Source organism: Clostridium puniceum (assembly GCF_002006345.1).
In the GTDB taxonomy this organism is placed as follows: domain Bacteria; phylum Bacillota; class Clostridia; order Clostridiales; family Clostridiaceae; genus Clostridium; species Clostridium puniceum.
The window spans coordinates 66503-86088 of sequence record NZ_LZZM01000212.1 but is presented as its reverse complement, the minus strand read 5'-3'; the positions used below and the strand labels follow the sequence as shown (position 1 = coordinate 86088).

General features: G+C 30.4%; 17 protein-coding genes. 15 read left to right on the top strand and 2 right to left on the bottom strand.

Translation table 11 applies throughout. From position 1 onward, the window contains the following. Window positions 1–121 precede the first annotated feature (121 nt). The 11 genes from CLPUN_RS21985 (at window position 122) to CLPUN_RS21935 (ending at window position 13058) form a co-directional block, all read left to right on the top strand. Window positions 122–1630 (top strand): FAD-dependent oxidoreductase, encoded by a 1509-nt coding sequence (locus CLPUN_RS21985; RefSeq protein ID WP_077849365.1) that lies wholly within the window; start codon window positions 122–124, stop codon window positions 1628–1630. Window positions 1631–1784: 154 nt separating this feature from the next. Then, entirely contained in the window at window positions 1785–2774 is a 990-nt protein-coding gene (locus CLPUN_RS21980) for a lipocalin family protein (protein ID WP_077849364.1), read from the top strand. Window positions 2775–3019: 245 nt separating this feature from the next. Then, window positions 3020–3931 carry an EamA family transporter gene (locus CLPUN_RS21975; protein ID WP_077849363.1) on the top strand — a complete coding sequence of 304 codons (912 nt, stop codon included), beginning with the start codon at window positions 3020–3022 and terminating at the stop codon, window positions 3929–3931. A gap of 86 nt (window positions 3932–4017) precedes the next feature. Further along, a complete protein-coding gene (locus tag CLPUN_RS21970; protein ID WP_077849362.1) occupies window positions 4018–5448 on the top strand; it encodes a 6-phospho-beta-glucosidase in 1431 nt (476 codons plus the stop codon). Between the two features lie 472 nt (window positions 5449–5920). Beyond that, window positions 5921–7840, top strand: a complete 1920-nt coding sequence (locus CLPUN_RS21965) for a BglG family transcription antiterminator (RefSeq protein WP_158078821.1) — start codon at window positions 5921–5923, stop codon at window positions 7838–7840. Between the two features lie 9 nt (window positions 7841–7849). Continuing rightward, window positions 7850–8176, top strand: coding sequence for a PTS sugar transporter subunit IIB (locus CLPUN_RS21960; RefSeq protein WP_077849360.1), 327 nt, complete (start codon window positions 7850–7852; stop codon window positions 8174–8176). A 386-nt stretch (window positions 8177–8562) separates the two neighbouring features. Then, window positions 8563–8889 (top strand): PTS sugar transporter subunit IIA, encoded by a 327-nt coding sequence (locus tag CLPUN_RS21955; RefSeq protein WP_077849359.1) that lies wholly within the window; start codon window positions 8563–8565, stop codon window positions 8887–8889. 4 nt (window positions 8890–8893) lie between these two features. Then, the gene (locus CLPUN_RS21950; RefSeq protein ID WP_077849358.1) at window positions 8894–9199 is read left to right on the top strand and encodes a PTS sugar transporter subunit IIB; all 306 of its coding nucleotides are present in this window, start codon (window positions 8894–8896) and stop codon (window positions 9197–9199) included. A 4-nt stretch (window positions 9200–9203) separates the two neighbouring features. Next, entirely contained in the window at window positions 9204–10487 is a 1284-nt protein-coding gene (locus CLPUN_RS21945; protein ID WP_077849357.1) for a PTS sugar transporter subunit IIC, read from the top strand. A 28-nt stretch (window positions 10488–10515) separates the two neighbouring features. Continuing rightward, window positions 10516–12021 (top strand): glycoside hydrolase family 1 protein, encoded by a 1506-nt coding sequence (locus tag CLPUN_RS21940; RefSeq protein WP_077849356.1) that lies wholly within the window; start codon window positions 10516–10518, stop codon window positions 12019–12021. A 521-nt stretch (window positions 12022–12542) separates the two neighbouring features. Further along, the gene (locus tag CLPUN_RS21935; RefSeq protein WP_077849355.1) at window positions 12543–13058 is read left to right on the top strand and encodes a methyl-accepting chemotaxis protein; all 516 of its coding nucleotides are present in this window, start codon (window positions 12543–12545) and stop codon (window positions 13056–13058) included. 614 nt (window positions 13059–13672) lie between these two features. On the opposite strand, the gene CLPUN_RS21930 is transcribed toward CLPUN_RS21935, so the two are convergent. Beyond that, window positions 13673–14569, bottom strand: a complete 897-nt coding sequence (locus CLPUN_RS21930; protein ID WP_077849354.1) for an AraC family transcriptional regulator — start codon at window positions 14567–14569, stop codon at window positions 13673–13675. A gap of 190 nt (window positions 14570–14759) precedes the next feature. Between CLPUN_RS21930 and CLPUN_RS21925 the strand changes: the two genes are divergently transcribed. The 4 genes from CLPUN_RS21925 to CLPUN_RS21910 all read left to right on the top strand — a co-directional run bounded on the left by CLPUN_RS21925 (window position 14760) and on the right by CLPUN_RS21910 (window position 18535). Then, entirely contained in the window at window positions 14760–15545 is a 786-nt protein-coding gene (locus CLPUN_RS21925) for a histidinol-phosphatase HisJ family protein (protein ID WP_077849353.1), read from the top strand. A 20-nt stretch (window positions 15546–15565) separates the two neighbouring features. After that, window positions 15566–16456: a PHP domain-containing protein gene (locus CLPUN_RS21920; protein WP_077849352.1), complete on the top strand. Its 891-nt coding sequence runs from the start codon at window positions 15566–15568 to the stop codon at window positions 16454–16456. A 119-nt stretch (window positions 16457–16575) separates the two neighbouring features. Then, complete coding sequence (locus CLPUN_RS21915; protein ID WP_077849351.1) at window positions 16576–17817, top strand: MFS transporter; 1242 nt, start codon at window positions 16576–16578, stop codon at window positions 17815–17817. Window positions 17818–17920: 103 nt separating this feature from the next. Next, window positions 17921–18535 (top strand): sugar O-acetyltransferase, encoded by a 615-nt coding sequence (locus CLPUN_RS21910; protein ID WP_077849350.1) that lies wholly within the window; start codon window positions 17921–17923, stop codon window positions 18533–18535. Window positions 18536–18819: 284 nt separating this feature from the next. On the opposite strand, the gene CLPUN_RS21905 is transcribed toward CLPUN_RS21910, so the two are convergent. Next, entirely contained in the window at window positions 18820–19440 is a 621-nt protein-coding gene (locus CLPUN_RS21905) for a GNAT family N-acetyltransferase (protein WP_077849349.1), read from the bottom strand. Window positions 19441–19586 lie beyond the last annotated feature (146 nt).

Genomic DNA, 19586 nt, shown 5'->3' with positions numbered 1-19586 from the left:
TTAATTAGTAAATAATTATTTACTAATTAAATTATAAAGTATAATTTAATATTTTAAAAGATATCTTTATTAAATCAAGTTAAATTCAGTAACAAGAGTATTTAGAGTGAGGTGGAGTTATATGAATAAGTATGGAAATATAGAAATTACAGAAGTGATTAACACAGAGGTTGTAGTATGTGGCGGAGGAACGTCAGGAATTGTGGCTGCACTTACAGCAGCTGAAAATGGATGCAAGGTTATTTTAGTTGAAAAAAATAATTCCTGTTATCCTCCACGTGAATTTATTGGAGCAGTTAATTCAAGGATTCAGAAGAAACATGGAGTAGAAATTGATAGAAATGAAATCGTAAATTATTTATGCCGTCATGCATCATATAGAGTAGATCAGAGATTAATAAATCTTTGGGCAGATGAAAGCGGAGAAATGATGGACTGGTTATGCAATATAATGACGTCTAATGGAATGGGAGTATATCTTGAAACAGATATAAATGAAGATGAGTATATGAAAGAATGGACGACTTGTCATTCATTTTTCAATGCTAATCCAGAAAACAATATAAAAACATTGAAAATATTATTAAACAAGATGGAGTGTGCTGGTGTCAAGATAATGCTTAAAACTCCTATGATTGATATTATTAATGAAGAAGGCAGAATAGCCGGAATAATTGCAAAAAACAAAGATGGCGAATATGTAAGAATTAATGCATCAAAAGGTGTAGTTCTTGCTACTGGCGGATATTCAAATAATTTAGAAATGATGAAGGAATTAAATCCAGTTGCTTTATCAAATATAGCATCTATTAATACGGCACCAGCAATTACGGGAGATGGACTTAGAGTTGGACTTAAGGTTGGCGGAGTTAAAGACATCATATCAACAGCTATGATTTTTGACCGTGCAGCAGTAAGACCAGGAGGAGCTTCAGGAGAACCTTATGATGGAAAGATGTTCTGGCTTGGAAGTCAGCCATTCCTTAAGGTGAATAAATTTGGTGAAAGGTACAGTAATGAGTCTATTCCATATGACTTTGGAATACATGCAGCAAGTATGCAGCCAGACAGAGTATGGTGTTCTATTTTTGATTCAAATTGGAAAGAAGATGTATTAGCATTTCATACAATAGGATGTTCAAGAGTAATTGTAGATCCACAAAAATATCCACACAATATGCCTATGAAGTTTATGGAAAAATTACATGCTGACTTATTAAAGGAAGGGTATATGCAGCAGGCAGATACTGTTGAAGAGCTTGCACAAAAACTTATGATTACAGAAGATAGCTTAAAATCAACTATAGAACGCTATAACCAAATGTGTGAGAAAGGAAATGATGATGATTTTGGAAAACAGTCTTCACGTATGAGGCCTATTATTAAACCACCATTTTTGGGAATAACAGTAGGAGGACTTTTACTTTGTACAATGGATGGTCTTAGAATAAATACAGATATGCAGGTATTAAATAAGGAGATGAAGCCAATAGAAGGACTTTTTGCAATTGGAAATGACAGTGGCGGATTTTTTGCTAATTCATATCCAGAACTTGTTGTAGGTGTTGCAGCAGGAAGATCCATGACATTTGGACGCCATTTAGGTAAATTGTTAGGAAATTTAAAATAAAATTTTAAAATTATATTTTTGATTATGTAGAATATACATGCAATAATGTAACCTTATTTAAAATAGTTAAATAGAGCAAGGTTGTATAATTTAAGTGGTGTAAACACATTTTGAGAAATATACTCAAATTATATAAGTGAAAGGATAATAAAATATGAAAAAAAATCAAAAAACTTTACTTGAAAATTTGGGGGAAAACGGGAAAGGTATAGTGCCTTTTGTAAAACCGGTAGAAGACCTTTATTGGAAAAAAGATTTTAATAATAATTCATGGTTTGTAATAGGGCATTTTGAAGCAGAAGAGCATAAGTTAAATTTTTTAGTTCATCTCATGATATTAGATATGAAAGATCAGCAGCCCATTTTTAATTCTATGCTTTCAATTACTAATGAAACTACAGGATGGTATTCTGGAGAATATAAATTATTTCCTTTGTCTGACATTGAAATTTCAGATAAAGAATTCAATATGAAAGCACTAAATGCATCAATGTCAGGTAGTTTAGATCGAATGCATATACAAGCTACGATGCCTAATGGAAAAGTAGATGTAATGCTTAGCCCTGTTGGATATCCGTTGTATAATGGCGGCACGGGATATTTTCCTATGTTTGATATGAATATTTATCAATATTCCCTTCCTACATTAGATACTATAGGAACCATAACAATAGAAGATAAAACATATGAAATAAATGGAACTTCTTGGTTTGATCGTCAGTGGCAAAAACAGACAATTAATCTTGCTGGTCACTGGAGTTGGATGGATATTAATCTTGATAATGGAGATAAGATAAGTCTTTGGGATACTGTTGATCATTCAAATGGAAATGAAAACGCTTGGGCTACAATTCTTCATCCAGATGGGTCTCAAAGTGTAGTTTCAGTTGAACCACTATCAGTTGGTGAATCTAATTATTGGTTAAGTACAAAATCTGGACAAAGATATCCTACCCATTGGATAGTAAAAATACCATCTTTAGATGCTTGTCTTGAAGTTACTCCTGTTCCAAGAGAACAGGAACTCATAGCTGAACTTGAAATTTTTAATAAATATGAAGGGGCTAGTACAGTAAAAGGTACTTATAAAGGTAAAGAAACAACTGGATATTGTTACGTAGAATTAGTTGGATCATGGAAATAAATTTTATATAATATGGTACATTTAACTATTTGCATGATTAGATTAAAAATAAAAGTGTTTGTTTGAAGTTTATTTAAAATGTTCTGCTTGACAATTTGCATTAATGGTTTTATACTTTAATAAAAAATTAAATAATAAAACCATTTTAGGATGTGGATTTTTCTAGAGAGATTCTATTTTCGCCACACAATTATTAATGTGATAATTGTGTGGCTTTTTTGCGTTTTAAAGAAAGGGGAATAATTTTGAAAAAATGGCATTATGCATTAATTGTTTTTTTAGGAGGATGTTGTTATGGAATATTATCAACATTTGTAAAGCTTGCTTATTCAGCAGGTTTTTCATCAATAGAGGTAACAGGAGGACAATATTTTTTTGGGACAGTACTTATATGGTGTGTTGCTCTATTTACAAAAAAGAAAAAATTATCATTGAAACAAACTTTAAAGCTTGTTTTATCTGGGATTCCATTTGGGTTAACAGGTTTGTTTTATTATGAATCATTAAAAACACTTAATGCTTCATTAGCAATAATTTTTCTATTTCAATTTGTCTGGATTGGTGCAATATTTGATTGGATATTTAATAAGAAAAAACCTAGGAAACAAAAACTTATGTCCATAGGTATTGTACTGATTGGTTCTGTTTTGGCGGCAAATGTTATTTCACAGAAAGGAGGGATTTTTTCATGGCAGGGAGCAATTTGGGGATTGCTTGCTTCATTCACTTATACAGTGTTTATTTTTCTTAGCAGTTCAGTTGAGAAGGATACACCACCAGTATTAAAAAGTGCACTTCTTTCCACAGGTGCTTTAATAGTCGTATTTTTATTGTTTCCACCAAAATTTTTATTCGACTTTTCTGTACTAAAAGGATTAACTCAATATGGATTGATACTTGGGGTATTTGGAGTTGTCCTTCCGCCACTTTTATTCTCAATTGGAATGCCCCATGTTGGACCAGGACTTGGAACAATACTATCTGCTTCTGAGCTTCCAGTGGCTGTGACTTTGTCCTCATTAGTTTTATCAGAGCATGTGAATTGGATGCAATGGATAGGGGTAATACTTATATTGGTGGCAATTATAGGTTGTAATATAAGAAGTGAAAAAAATGATAGGGAATTATCTAATGGCATAGAAGAGAGTTGTAGCTAAAATTTTAGTTCATTTAGAGCCACAGAGAATATTAAGTAATGTAATTAATAATGTATTAAGATTAAAGAAACAATAGGAGGAGAAGTATGGCAAACAGTTTTCCAAAAGGATTTTTATGGGGAGGAGCTACTGCTGCTAACCAATGTGAGGGAGGATATTTAGAAGGAAATAAAGGGTTATCTACTGTTGATGTAATTCCAGCAGGTAAAGATCGTTTTCAGGTGATGAATGGAAAAATGAAAATGATGAAATGTGATGATGAATATTTTTATCCAAGTCATGAAGCAGTTGGTTTTTATTATAATTATAAGGAAGATATAGCACTATTTGCAGAAATGGGATTTAAAGCATTCCGTCTATCTCTTTCATGGGCACGTATATTTCCTAATGGTGATGATGTAGTTCCAAATGAAGAAGGTTTAAAATTTTATGATAATGTATTTGATGAATGTCTTAAATATGGTATTCAACCATTAGTAACTATAACTCATTTTGATGTACCAATGCATTTGGTGGAGACAATTGGCTCTTGGAGAAGCCGTAAAATGGTAGATTACTATGAAAGATTATGTGAAGTAATTTTTAATAGATACAAAAATAAAGTAAAGTATTGGCTTACATTTAATGAAATTAATATGTTGTTACATTTGCCATTCATAGGAGCTGGTTTGGTTTTTGAAGAAGATGAAAATGAAGAAGCTATTAAGTATCAAGCAGCACATCATCAATTAATTGCAAGTGCAAAAGCAACTAAATTAGCACATGAAATAAATCCAGAGTTTAAGATAGGGTGCATGCTAGCAGCGGGTACTACTTATGCCAATACATGCGCGCCAGAAGACGTATGGAAATCAATTGAAAAGGATAGAGAAGACTATTTATTCATAGATGTACAGTCTCGTGGAGAATATCCAAGTTATGCAAAGAAGATGCTAGAGAGAAAGAATATTACTATAGAAATGGAAGATGAAGACGAATTGTTATTAAAAGAAAATACTGTTGATTTTATTTCCTTTAGTTATTATTCTTCTCGCTTAACTAGTGCAAATCCTATTGAGTCAGAGCAAACAGAAGGAAACGTATTTGCTACACTAAAGAATCCATACTTAAAAGCAAGTGAATGGGGATGGCAAATAGATCCACTTGGGCTTAGAATTACAATGAATTTATTATATGACCGTTATCAGAAGCCATTGTTTATTGTTGAAAATGGGTTAGGCGCTGCTGATACTCCAGATTCTAATGGATATGTAGAAGATGATTATCGAATTGATTATTTAAGAGAACATATTAAGGCTATGAGAGATGCAGTGAATGTTGATGGTATTGAACTAATAGGATATACTACATGGGGATGTATTGATTTAGTTAGTAATGGTACTGGAGAGATGAAAAAACGATATGGATTTATCTATGTTGATAAAGATAATAAAGGAAACGGTACTTTAAAACGAAGTAAGAAGAAAAGTTTTTATTGGTATAAAAATGTTATTTCTAGCAATGGCAGAATTATATAAATTGTGTGGTGGAATGAGCAAATTCAGCTAAAGTAAGATAGAAAAATTGGTGGAGTTTAAAGGTCGTGTTTCGCCTCCGCCAATGAAACCTACGATTGTTTGTATATAGCTTAAATAGCTGTTTGCAGGTGGTCGTATTTTTTATTGTTATATAGTATTATATTATTCATTTGATCTTTCTAGAGTTCCTAGATTTGAATTTTATTGTGATTTATAGCATCTTTGAAGGCTTAAAATTCTTTGATTATTAATAAATAGTATATAATATAATTATAGTGTTTTGATTTTAATATAAAATTAGATTTAATTATAATAGATACATAATATTTTTATTTTGTGCAAATATTATAGGGTAATATTGTTTTAAGACACGCCATAATGATTAATATGAATTTTCCATAATTAATATGGAAATTATCTGAATGGAATTTTAATTTTATCGTTTTATAATTAATGTATGGAGAGTGATAAAGTGAAGGATAATCGTGAAAGAAATTACTTGAACTTTTTATCAGAAAATGAATACATTTCTTCTGAAGATATTGCGTTAAAATTGGATGTAAGTGGAAGAACTGTGCGAAATGAATTAAAGGAACTTAACCAAGTATTGAAGATGCATGGTGCAAAGATTGTAAGGAAACCGAAATGTGGGAATATTTTAATAGTAGAAAATAGAGAAGCTTATCAAGATTATTTATCTCAAATAAATGATATAACCTCTCATAAAATACCTAAAACTTCCGAGGAAAGAGTAAAATTTCTTATGGAATATTTATTGCAATCGTATTCTTACATAAAAATTGAAGATCTGTGTAATTTGTTGTACGTGAGTAAAACAAGTCTTTCATTAGACTTAAAACAAGTTAGAGAACAGTTACGAGAATATAATTTGAAGCTAAATACTAAACCAAATCATGGTATAAAAGTTGAAGGTAGTGAATTTGATTTAAGGTTATGCTTGGCTAATTATGCTATGGATAATACAGGAGTTTTACAATCAGACCTAGAAAAAAGCCAACGTATTGAATGGCTTAAATTAATTGCAAATATATTAACGTATTCGTTTGAAAATGAAAGTTACTCAATATCAGATACAGCATTTCAGAACCTGATTATTCATATTTATACTGCATTAAGAAGAGTACAGGGTAATAATTATGTGCCGATAGACTATCAAATTAAAGAATTAGTAAAAGAAAAAGAACTTAATTTAGCAAAAGGTATATTACAAAAACTAGAGAATAGTTTTAATATCTCTGTTCCAAATGATGAAGTTTATTATATAGCAATTCATTTAGCTGCTAAAGAGACAATATATGAAGGTAAATCGACTCAGAATAGAGTAATAAGTGAAGAAATAAATAATATAGTTCTAAATATGTTAAAAGAAGTAAAAGAAACCTATAAGATTAATTTCTTTGATGATTTAGAATTGAGAATGGTATTAGCGTTGCATCTTATTCCATTTCAAGTTAGGATGGAATATAGCCTGATTCTTCATAACCCTATTATTAAAGAGATAAAGACAAGAGCTACATTAGCCTATAACATAGCAGTTAGCGCATGCAATATTTTAGAAAAAACATATGGAAAATCAGTTTCTGATAGTGAAATTGGTTATTTTGCTTTACATTTTAATCTTGCATTGGAAAGAAAAAAGAAAATAGTAAATAAGAAGAATATTGTAATTGTTTGTGGATCTGGAAGAGGAACAGCGAAATTGTTGTGTTACAAGTTTCAAGAGGAATTTGATAAGTATTTAAATAAAGTGATAACGACTGATATTTTAAATTTAAAAAATATAAACTTTAAAAATATTGATTATGTAATTACAACAGTTCCTATTAATTTTACAATCCCTGTACCTATTCTTGAAACTACATATTTTTTAGAGGATTTGGAATTAGAGACTATTAGAGAATTTTTCAAAAAGAATAGTAATAAATCTTTATTAGATTTTTTTGATCCAAAGCTATATACTACTAATGTTGACTTTAGTAGTAAAGAAGAAGTTATTAAATATATGGTAAAACAAATTAAACAAGTAAAGACTGGAATACCAGATGACTTTTATGAAGCAATTATGAAAAGGGAAAAACTTTCGCCAACGGAATTTGGCAATATGGTAGCTTTACCGCATCCGTATAAAGTTCTTACTGAAAATACCTTTATTTCTTTAGTGATATTGAATAAGCCAATAGTTTGGAATAAAAAGAAAGTTCAATTGATTTACCTTATGTCAATAACAAATAAAGAAGATCGTGATTTACAATATATTTATAAGGTAACAAGCAAATTATTCACAAATAAAAAATATATTAAAGATTTAATACAAAATAAGGATTACAATATATTTTGTTCTATAATAAAAGAGATAGAGAGAACTATATAGGAGGTTTTTATGAATATACTATTAAGTTGCTGCGCAGGTATGTCTACAAGTATACTTGTAGAAGGCATTATACAAGAATGTGAAAGACAAGGGAAAGATTATAATATTAAAACTGTTGATCAAGGGATTTTAAAAGATGAAATTGATGGAGTTGATGTTATTTTATTAGCGCCGCAAGTTCGTCATATATTAAAGAGAGTTGAAAAAATGGCAAAAGGACGAATACCAATAGGTGTTATTAGAGTAAAAGATTATGGTCAATTAGATGCGACGGCTGTTTTAAAATATGCAGAAGAATTGTTTGAGAACCATATAACTCAGAAGACAATTAAGTAGAACTATAATAAAAAAGCTTTATATTATGAATTTTGGATTAAAAAATAGATAATAGAAATTAGATTCATATTTTAAGAGAGTGTAATTAATACACTTTCTTCTTTTTTATCTGTAATAACCTTATTAGCATTAAATTGAGCTGACCTTTAATAGAGTAATTTTTTCCGTACTTTGTTGACTATAACAATATATATATTATGCCTTATTAGAGTATATGTTCTTTTATAGTTTATAAATATAAGCAGTAGCCAGAGCAGGCCATTATAATTATAATTTTTCCATAATTAAAGTGGAAATAAAACTGGTGGAGAAATGCTTTGAAAAGGTTTATATTCTAAATATAAAGTATCAAGTGCACTAGATAAAAAAAATAAAGGAGAATACACATGAAAAACAAATATGAAAGCTCATTTGAACTGATTTTAAATGCAGGAAACTCAAAATCAAAATCTTTAATGGCAATCGAAAGTGCAAGAGAATTTAATTTTCAAGAAGCAGAATCTTTAATTACAGAAGCAGCAGAGGATTTGAAAGCTGCTCATAAGTCGCAAACTGAAATGATTCAAGGTGAAGCAAGAGGAGAAAAACAGGATATTAATGTTATTCTTATTCATGCCCAAGACCATTTAACCACAGCAATGATTATGCTTGAACAAGCTAAAGAATTTACTAATATTTATAAAATGTTAAAAGAATTAAAGGAAAGAGGTTAGTAATATGAAAATTATGTTAGCATGTAATGCAGGAATGTCTACTAGTTTAGTGGTAAGTAAAATGCAAGAGGCAGCAGCACAACAAGGTAAGGAATATAAGATTTGGGCAGTAGAAGAAGGAGAAATAGCTGATGAGTTAGGGAACTTTGATGTGTTACTTTTAGGGCCACAGGTTCGTCACATATTAAGAAGGGTTACTAAACTAGTGGGAGATAAAGCAAAAGTAGATGTTATAGATGCACCTTCATATGGAAAATGTGATGGTGCAGCAGTGTTATGTCAGGCTGAAAAATTATATCAGGAGGGATAAATTTATGAAAAACTTTTCGAAAATTGAAGATGGCTTATTATTGCTTGCTGAAAAAATAGATGAAAATAAATATTTAGGAAGCATAAAAAATGCATTTACAGATTTTGTCCCATTTATTATTGTAGGATCTTTTGGAACACTATTGAATTCATTAGTTGCAAACCCAAAAACTGGGCTTGCACAATGGATTCCATGGTTAGCAAATTTAAAACCAGCATTTGATGTGTTAAGTTTTGCTACTGTTTCATGTATGACAATTCCTATTGTATTCCTAATTGCAATGCATTTAGCAAAAGTTAATGAAATGCCGCAATTTACAACTGGTGTATTAAGTTTATGTGCTTATTTAACGGTTGTTCCATCAACGATAACTGTCAAGATAGAAGAATTAAAAGGAATTGGGGCTGGTCTCGGAACTTCTTCATTAGGTGCTCAGGGATTATTTGTTGGAATGTTTATCGCCGTTGTTATTACTCAATTATTTAATAAATTATTAAAAATTGAAAAAATAAAAATTAAGATGCCATCTTCAGTACCGAAAGGGATTGCTATATCATTTAATACATTAATCCCGATTTTCATTATTCTTGTCTTATCTGCAATATTAGGTAACTTATTCAAATTAGGAACAGGTTATTATTTAAATGAATGGATTTATTCTGTTGCACAAGCTCCTTTAGAAGTTGTTTTCCAAAGTTCATTAGGAGTTATATTTATGGCTATTCTTAGTCAGTTGTTCTGGTTCTTAGGGATTCATGGTGGATTAATTATTGAGCCAATTCGTAGTCCATTATCTGCTTCAGCCATTGCTGCAAATATTTCAGCATTAAATGCTGGAGGAATTCCTTCAATGCCTATTACGAGAGGATTTTGGACAATTTTTGTTGTTTGCGGTGGAGCAGGAATTAGTTTAGCATTAATTCTATCAATTTTAAAATTCTCGAAGAGAGAAGATCATAGAATGATTGCTAAAATGGCATTATTACCTGGAATATGTGGAATTGGAGAACCAATTGTATTTGGATTGCCACTTGTTTTAAATCCTGTATTTGCAATTCCGTTTATTATTAACTCTGGTATTGCAGCTGGTATTGCTTTAAGTGCAATTAAATTAGGATTTTTAACATGTAATACTGTTGATGCGCCATTTGGTTTACCTATCTTTATTAATGCAATGTTATCATATGGCTGGAAAGGTATAATTGTGCAAATTATTATTTTAGCTGTAGCTATCGTGATTTGGACCCCTTTTGTGTTGATGTCAAATAGAAGAAAAGAAACTGAATAATTTATGTTAATGAGAAAGGAGAGTATAAATGGGATTTCCAGAAGGATTTTTATGGGGAGGAGCTACGGCTGCAAACCAATTTGAAGGTGGTTTTAAAGAAGGAGGACGTGGGCTTGCTGTTTCTGATATAATTACAGATGGTAATCAAGAGTCACCTAGAAGAATATTTTATGAATTTGATGATGGAAAACAAGGTAGTATTCGCTGTGGAGAATGTATTCCAATAGGTGCTCATGGAGTTCTTAAGGAAGATTATTATTATCCAAGCCACAAAGCAACTGATTTTTATCATCATTATAAAGAAGATATTGCTTTAATGGCTGAAATGGGATTTAAGGTATATAGATTTTCTTTATCTTGGACACGTATATTTCCTAATGGAGATGATGAAACTCCAAATGAAGAAGGGTTAAAGTTTTATGACAATGTTATTGATGAATTACTAAAGTATGGAATTGAACCGCTGGTAACAATCTTACATTTTGATATGCCATTAAACCTTGCAAATAAGTACAACGGCTGGGAGAGTAGAAAGCTTATCGATTTCTACCTTAGATATGCAGAAGTTTTATTTAAGAGGTGGAGGGACAAAGTTAAATATTGGGTTACTGTTAATGAAATTAATGTATTAGGTGGTTATTGGACTTTGGGCTTAGCATCAAATAATAGACTTGAAGGAAATCACTCTAATCAAGGGGAAACGTCTTTTAAAGACGCAGGTGGTAAAATTCAAGCAATTCATCATTTATTAGTTGCCTCTGCTTATGCAAATAAAATGGCGCGTGAAATTAATCCTAACTTTAAGTTAGGATGTATGTTGGCACTATCAGGTATCTATCCTGCGACTTGCCATCCGAAAGATGTATTTGGTGCTTATGATTTTAGACGTCGTGCTCTTATGTTTTCAGACGTTGTATGCAGAGGTGCTTATCCTAATTACGCTCAAACTATTTTTAATGAATATGATTTTCAATTAAAGATGGAGCCAGGAGATGAAGAGATTTTAAAAGAGCATCCAACTGATTTCTTAGCCTTCTCTTATTATCGAACAACAGTGTTTGATAGAAATTCACCAAATACAACAACTACTGGGGGGCAACAAGGAGCTCCTAATCCATATTTAGAAAAAACACCTTGGGGATGGCCAATTGATCCAGAAGGATTAAGATTTGTCTTAAATGAATTATATGATCGTTATCAAAAACCTCTATTCATTGTTGAAAATGGAATGGGAAATATTGATGATGTTGAAGAAGATGGTTCAATTAACGATGATGATCGTATTGATTATTTAAAAAGACATATCGAAGAAATGAAAAAAGCTGTTGAAATTGATCATGTGGATTTATTAGGATATACACCATGGGGATGCATTGATCTTGTTTCGGCAGGTACAGGTGAAATGAAAAAGCGTTATGGATTAGTATATGTAGATATGGATGATAAAGGCAATGGAACACTTAAACGATCTAAGAAGAAATCATTTTATTGGTATAAAAATGTTATTAAGACAAATGGTGAAGAGTTAGATTAAAATTATTTATTTTTGAAATTTGAAAGTTTTTCTAGTATATTATAAAATTATTTTAAATAAGTTAGAGATATGTATGGCATAAACAATACTTAAATCGATGTAAATATAGCTTTAACAACATGCAATAAAACTTATTTAGAATTATAAATAAACTCTAACATACTTCAATCATCTAATTATACTTCAATCAAAAAACAAAAGTGTAATAAAGAGATGATTAATAATGTTAGAGTTTATCTATTATAATAATGAAAAATTGATAATTTAAAAGATTTTTTATAGTCGTTTGTGTTCAGTAAGAAGGTTTAAAACTTATAAAGTTTGCTGGTGGGAATCAATTTCACAAAGAGAAATTTTTAATATTATTATGATGAAATTGAATATGTGCTTTCATTGCTATTCAGAAAGAAGAAATTGTTGAGAGTACAATTCCGGAAAGTGTTTATGGATTTCCGTTAAAAGTTCGTGCAGTACCAATTAAGGATTCAGATGGAAATGTAATAGGTGGATTCAGTTTAGCAATGAATATTGAAAACAGAGAAGAATTATTAAATGCTACTAACTTAATTGGTATATCTACAGATCAAGCATTTAATTCAGTTGAAAAGCTTTCGACCTTGGCAGGGAAGCTAGCAAATCATCAGTCAATTTTAAGAAATTTATCAAAAGAAATTGAAACAAGTATAAGTGAAACTAAAAATATAATTGAGTTTATACAAGGAATTTCAAAAACTACAAAAATATTATCATTTAATGCAGCTATTGAGTCTTCTAAAGCAGGTGAAGCAGGCCGAGGATTTTCAGTAGTTTCAAGTGAGATGCGTAAGATGGCTGAGAATACTGGCAGTAGTGCAAAGAATATTGAGTTGGTACTGGAAAATATTAAAGCTAAGATATTCGAAATCTCAAAAGAGATCGATAAAACTGCTAATATAAGTGAGCAACAAGAAGATATAGCAGAAGAAATATCTTCTATAATAAATGAATTAGTTTCTTCTACAGAAATTTTAAATAAATCAGCTTCTAAATATAATTAGATAAAGATACATAAAATTATTATACGTTGTCAGAATAAGGGGATTTTCTTGTTCTACACAATTTGCAAAGGTATTAAGAGATGTTTTATAATAATTATTACTTAATGCTATTCCGGAAATATGAAAAAAATTGCTAGGATGTATAAAAATTAATTTGTTACTGGTTGAAAAAGAGGATTTATAAATTTGAATCTTCTTTTTTTGTTCCCTCAGCATGCTTTCTGAATCAATGGCAAAAAGAAGCCCTAGTCCGCTGAATTGATAGGAAGACAACTCAACGTAAAGACGTTGCTCTTAACGGTAAGATATGAAGGAGGGACTAGAGTACATATGGAACATAAAGCAAGGAAATTAAATATTGGCTAGTAAAGAAGTGCAGCTTCTACTAAATTATGAAGCTTGAAAAATGGAGTGAAACTTATTTGAAGTGATATTAGTCTTCAAGGGGAGGTGACTCTTATAAACGGAGGTAGTTTAATAAGCAAGAATTCCTAATTTGTGGTTATAATTAACCTTGAAGAAAAATTATGGAGACAAAAGAGCATTTAAAAATTTTAAAAGATGAAATTCATCAATAAATGTTTCAAATAAGCCTAGAGTGTAAATACTTTAGGCTATTTTACTTTGTATACTTTACTTTTTCTGTATTGAGAAGGTGTGCAGCCTAGCTTTTTATGGAAGATTTCTGTAAAATAACTGGAACCTGTAAATCCGCATTGGAGTGCTATTTCAGTAACCGAAAGTGAGGGAATATTTAGCAAGTCAATACTTTTTTCTAATCGATATTCTGTTAAATAAGAGACAGGAGTTTTATTCAAAATAAGCTGAAAAATATCGCAGCAGTTACTACGGCATACATTCCCCGAGGCAGCAATCTCATTTAAAGTGATTTTTTTCTGATAATTTTGCTGTATATATCCTATCATATTGTGCATCGCCTCTAATTTTTTATCATCAGTTGTTTCCTGAGTAGAAATATTATCTTTCATATTATGATAGAGACTGTAACACAAGGAATGAAAAAGACTCATTACATGCAATTCAAAGCCAGCTTTTTCTTCATTACATAGTTTATAGAGGTTTTTCAAAATTTCAATTAGGTTTCCTTGACAAGGAATTTCTGTATGCAATATAAAAAAGGGATGAGATGCATCTGAACATATTGGTAATACATAAGTTTCTTTGATTCTTGTGATACTAGATATAAGGTTTGGGGGCAGCATAATACAAATAAAGCTGCAATCAGAACCATCAGCAGAGTATCCATAATGCATCTGCTCTGAATTTATAAAAATCCCCTGACCTTCTTGTAATTCATAGCTTTTTCGGTTTACGGAATATGACATTTTACCACTTAAGATTATAATAAATTCCCAGTCGCTGTGCCAATGGTTAACAGCAGCCATAGCTGGATAGTCTGAAAGGGAAGCTTGTTTTGCGCAAATAGAAAAATCTAAGAAATTATAAGATACAACTTCTGATTTATCACTTAATAGTTTTATTTCCACCATAATTTACCCTCCTCATATCATAATTTTCAATTAATATACGATTGTTATAAAAATATAGCTTATTTTTATATTATTATCAGATATTATGGAATATTATTATAATATATATGTTACAAGAAAGCAATTTAGAAATGACTCTGATTGGGAAAGATATTACTATAGAGAATAAAGTAATGAAAGGAGTTTTTTTATGTTAGCAGATTATCATGTACATACAGATTTCAGCGATGACTCTGAGCATTTAATGGAGGAATGCATTAAAAAAGCGATTCAAATAGGTCTTAATGAATTATGTTTTACTGAGCATATTGATTATGGTGTAAAAACTGATTTAAATTGCAATCTGAAAGAATACAGAAAAGAATTTCTTAGATGTAAGGAAGTCTATCAGGATAAGATTAGATTAGGGTTTGGAATAGAGTTTGGTATGCAGACAGGGACTGTGAAAAGCTTTCAACAAGACTTTGAGGAATATCCCTTTGATTTTGTAATTTTATCCTGTCATCAGGTGGATAATAAAGAATTTTGGACTCAGGATTTTCAGAAAGGAAAGACACAGAAAGAATATCAAGAAAAATATTATGAAGAGATTCTTCAGGTGATAAAGATGTATCATGACTACAGTGTATTAGGCCATTTAGATATGATTAAGCGTTATGATAAACATGGAGAATATCCTTTTGAAAAAGTAAAACCACTGATTCAAGATATCTTAAAAAATGTTATACATGATGGTAAAGGAATAGAAGTTAACACATCATGTTTTCGCTATGGCATTAATGATTTAACACCATCTCTTGATATTTTAAAATTATATAGAAGTCTGGGCGGTGAAATTATTACAATTGGTTCTGATTCACATGAAGAGGGACATTTGGGATATAAAATTGATGAAGTTCAGAAGGCTTTAAAAGAGCTGGGATTTCAAGCAGTATACACATTTGACAAGATGAAACCAATAGCAAATCCAATTTAGATTAAAAGGAGAAATTTAAAATGAGCTATATTGATTTACATATGCATTCTATTTGTAGTGATGATGGGGAATTTGAGCCTAAAAACTTAGCTGACTTATGTTTAGAAAAAGATATAAAGTATTTTTCTATTGCAGACCATAATTGTGTAAAGGGGATAAAAGAAGCAAAAGAGTATTGTACTGGTAAGGACATTGAAATTATTCCAGCAATAGAACTGGATTGTACTACTGATAAAGTTAATTTACATGTTTTGGGATATGGTATAGATTATAATAAACAAATATTTAATGAAATTGAAGAAAGTATTATTCAGCAGGAACAAGTTGCTTCAAAAAAACGTATGAAATTAATTCGTGACTTAGGTATAGATTTTTCTGATGAAGTAATTGATTCATTATCTAGGAATGGGGTAGTTAATGGTGAAATGATTGCTGAAGCTGCAATGGAATTTGATAAAAATCATAAAAATCCATTACTTATGCCATATTATGAAAATGGTTCCAGAAGTGATAATCCATATGTTAATTTTTATTGGGATTATTGTGCTCAAGGCAAACCTGCTTATGCGGAAGTAAAGTTTATAAGTTTGCAAGAAGCAATTAAAATTATTGAAGAAAGTGGAGGAGTACCTATTTTAGCCCATCCTGGAAACAATGTTAAAGAAAATATTAACTTATTAAAAGATATCATCTCTTGTGGCATTAAGGGCATAGAAGTTTATAGCAGTTACCATAGTAAAGAACAAGTGGCATTTTATAAGGAATTTGCCTTAAAACATAAATTGCTTTTAACATGCGGAAGTGATTTTCACGGAAAAACTAAACCTAGTATATCCATCGGTGGAATAGATTGTGACAATAATGAAGAGATTATTATATTAGAATTAAAAGAGTTTCTAAATTTATATTAGTTTTAAAAGATTGGTGAGGTGAAATATTGAAAAATATTAGGTCCAATTAGTTAATTACTGTATCTCGATAAATAAACATGAATGTAAAGTTAGTTTAATACAAAAGGTGGAAAAGAGATATGAAAATAAAAGTAATAAACCTAAATAGAGCTAATATAGTGTTTATTGGGCTCATCATAATAAATATATGCGTATCTTACCTTGCTGGTAGCACAGGAATTTATGCAGCTACAGCCTTTCGTGAATATGGTAGATTAGATTTGTTCAATACCATGTTTGTAATAGAACCATTAGCAAGAAGTATTTCGTTACTTATTTCTGGTAGAGTTGGAGAGTATTTTGGTCGTAAACAGTTATATATATGGAGTGTGGGTGCTTTTGCTTTAAGTATTGCAATTAGTGCAGGAGCATCTAGTGGAACTATATTTCTGCTTGCTAGAGGCGCATCAGGTTTCTTTTGGGGATTATTTTTTGCAAATGTATTTACTATGGTAAATGACCTGGTATCAGAAGAAGAGTATCCGGTTAGAATTGGTATTATGCAGACCGTTTATTCTTTTACACTTATTTTGGGACCAGTACTTTGTGGAATATTTACAGAAAGATGGAACTGGAGAATATCCCTTGCCATACTGCTTCCTTTATTTATAATTGGAATGCTGCTCGTAGGCTGTTTTATGCCGAGAAGTAAGACCAAAAAGAAAATCCGTGTAAGCAGTATAAAGGGAGAGCCTAAAGGACAAAATTTACATGAAAATAGAAATAATATAAAAGAATTACTGATTGTAAAATTACTAAAACAAAAGGGATATTTAACAATTATTTTAATTACTTTTATAGCTACATGCATTTCGTGTAGTGGTAATTATATACCACTTTATGCACAGACAGTATTAGGTGCAAATACCACTATTAGTGCAATTGTGCTTGCTCCTTGCAATATTTTCGTAATGACTTTATCAAGTGTTGCAGGCATATATATATCTAAGAAAGGCTGTACAAAGACTATTTTTCTTTTAATGTCAGGAATTATTTTGATAGGAACTTTTATTTATGTAGCAACCTTATTTATATCAAGTTATTTTATAATTATACTAGCTACAGCAATTATTGGTATTGGAGTGGGGATACATCAAGTTATTCCATTTGCATTTGCGCAGAGATATTTAGATGATAAGCTGATTGCAGAGGGAATATCATTTATTAGTTTTGTGCAAGGCATTGCAGGGGTTATTGCAGGTATGATATATTCAGTAACTATGAGAAATGGAATCGCATTTTCATTGGCATTTACAGTAATTTATAGTTTTGCTCTAATCTTGATTACTATTTTCAAATATAAAGAACCTCAAGGGAAGTAATACTAAAGAAATAGTAAGTCAATATATAGGTAATTATGAGGTGATTAAAAAATAATAATAGAAATAAAGATAAAGAAAAGATGAAGAAAAGGAGAGGAAATAAATGAATCAAAAAGAAAGAATGCTAGCAGGATTACCGTATAAAGCTTGGTTAGATGGGCTTAGTGAAGAAAGAATCGAAAATAAGTTGAAAATATATGAGTATAATTTACTTCGTCCAGATAAAGTAAATAAGATGGATGAATTAATTAAAGACATCTTAGGGAAAACTGGTGATAATATTTTTATAGAGCAGCCGTTTCACTGTGATTATGGTAAAAACATTGAAGTTGGAAATAACTTTTTTGTTAATTATAATTGTATAATATTAGATATTGGAAAGGTAAAAATTGGTGATAATGTTTTGTTTGCACCTAATGTATCAATTTATACGGCAGGGCATCCAATTCACCCCGAGTCAAGAAATTCAGGTTATGAGTATGGAATTGAAGTAATAATCGGAGATAATGTATGGGTAGGAGGAAGTGTTGTAATAAATCCAGGTGTTAAAATAGGGAATAATGTTGTAATTGGTTCTGGAAGTGTTGTAACAAAAGATATTCCAGATAATGTTATAGCGGTAGGAAATCCATGCAAGGTTATTCGTGAGATTACAGAAGAAGATCGTAAATATTATTATAAAAATCAAGAATTTGATGTTGATGATTACAATGATTAGATACATCTACATCTCATTAATCTCGATGGTTATTACAAGAGTTGTGTTTTGATCTCGATGGAAACATAATAGAGATAAAGGACAACATAAAAAATAGTGCTTGGCACATAGAAGATGATTTCTGTATTGTGAAGAAATCATCTTCTTAAGTCAGTATAGCCTTTTTTTAATTGTCTTTGACAAAGAATTTTATTAAGTTATGTCCTTTTTATTAAGGTATATCATTAACCTCAGTAACGACAAGGATTTTTAAGAAAAAATCCTTAGAATTATAATAGAGTAAATTAAATGCGAATCATAGAATATTGCTTATTCTTTTTATCTGGTAAAGTATCAACACTTTTTAAAGAAAAACCATAATGTGTATAAAGGTCAACATTTTTTTCTTTATGTGTTTCAAGATAACAAGGTAATTGATTCTTATCAAGATAATTTAGAAATGGTTTCATTAGTTTTGAACCTAAGCCTAAACCTTGTTTTTTGGGAGTAATTGCAAACTGAAAAACATACCATGCATTGTTAGTAGATATCATTTGTTGGATTCTCTCACAGTTAGATTTGTATTTAATCGATCTGAACAATATTCCAATATCAATTGTAAATTGTAGTTTTAGAATTCCGGCACTGATATAATCAACAGAAGAAGGTGACATATTTTGAGGTGATGTTAAAGCAAGAACACCTTCAATAGACTCACTTGGAGCAAAAATGTAAGAATGCTTATACATAGCTCTATATATTGTCAAAAAATATTTATATAACTTTTGGTAAGTTAAATTATGTTTAAGTAGATATTTACTTGAAGGATCATTTAGTAGTGCGGCTGTAGCAACATCTGCGCATTTTTCAAGATCTTTTTTTTGAACTCTGTACAATCCTTTTAAATAAATTTGTTCACCTTTCATATCATAACACCTCCTTGGAAATTTCACTTCGTAGATAGTTTTTTTATTAACATATTATTTTCATTAATATATTCACATCTTCAACTTTAAATATTTTACGTATATAAATATAATCGGCACTTCTGCTAATATCTTTGTGATAGTAT

Excerpts from the sequence above, each read along its gene's own strand:
- CLPUN_RS21985 (WP_077849365.1), top strand. The coding sequence starts at position 122 with ATGAATAAGTATGGAAATATAGAAATTACAGAAGTGATTAACACAGAG.
- CLPUN_RS21980 (WP_077849364.1), top strand. The coding sequence starts at position 1,785 with ATGAAAAAAAATCAAAAAACTTTACTTGAAAATTTGGGGGAAAACGGG.
- CLPUN_RS21970 (WP_077849362.1), top strand. The coding sequence starts at position 4,018 with ATGGCAAACAGTTTTCCAAAAGGATTTTTATGGGGAGGAGCTACTGCT.
- CLPUN_RS21960 (WP_077849360.1), top strand. The coding sequence starts at position 7,850 with ATGAATATACTATTAAGTTGCTGCGCAGGTATGTCTACAAGTATACTT.
- CLPUN_RS21955 (WP_077849359.1), top strand. The coding sequence starts at position 8,563 with ATGAAAAACAAATATGAAAGCTCATTTGAACTGATTTTAAATGCAGGA.
- CLPUN_RS21950 (WP_077849358.1), top strand. The coding sequence starts at position 8,894 with ATGAAAATTATGTTAGCATGTAATGCAGGAATGTCTACTAGTTTAGTG.
- CLPUN_RS21945 (WP_077849357.1), top strand. The coding sequence starts at position 9,204 with ATGAAAAACTTTTCGAAAATTGAAGATGGCTTATTATTGCTTGCTGAA.
- CLPUN_RS21940 (WP_077849356.1), top strand. The coding sequence starts at position 10,516 with ATGGGATTTCCAGAAGGATTTTTATGGGGAGGAGCTACGGCTGCAAAC.
- CLPUN_RS21935 (WP_077849355.1), top strand. The coding sequence starts at position 12,543 with ATGAATATTGAAAACAGAGAAGAATTATTAAATGCTACTAACTTAATT.
- CLPUN_RS21930 (WP_077849354.1), bottom strand. The coding sequence starts at position 14,569 with ATGGTGGAAATAAAACTATTAAGTGATAAATCAGAAGTTGTATCTTAT.
- CLPUN_RS21925 (WP_077849353.1), top strand. The coding sequence starts at position 14,760 with ATGTTAGCAGATTATCATGTACATACAGATTTCAGCGATGACTCTGAG.
- CLPUN_RS21920 (WP_077849352.1), top strand. The coding sequence starts at position 15,566 with ATGAGCTATATTGATTTACATATGCATTCTATTTGTAGTGATGATGGG.
- CLPUN_RS21915 (WP_077849351.1), top strand. The coding sequence starts at position 16,576 with ATGAAAATAAAAGTAATAAACCTAAATAGAGCTAATATAGTGTTTATT.
- CLPUN_RS21910 (WP_077849350.1), top strand. The coding sequence starts at position 17,921 with ATGAATCAAAAAGAAAGAATGCTAGCAGGATTACCGTATAAAGCTTGG.
- CLPUN_RS21905 (WP_077849349.1), bottom strand. The coding sequence starts at position 19,440 with ATGAAAGGTGAACAAATTTATTTAAAAGGATTGTACAGAGTTCAAAAA.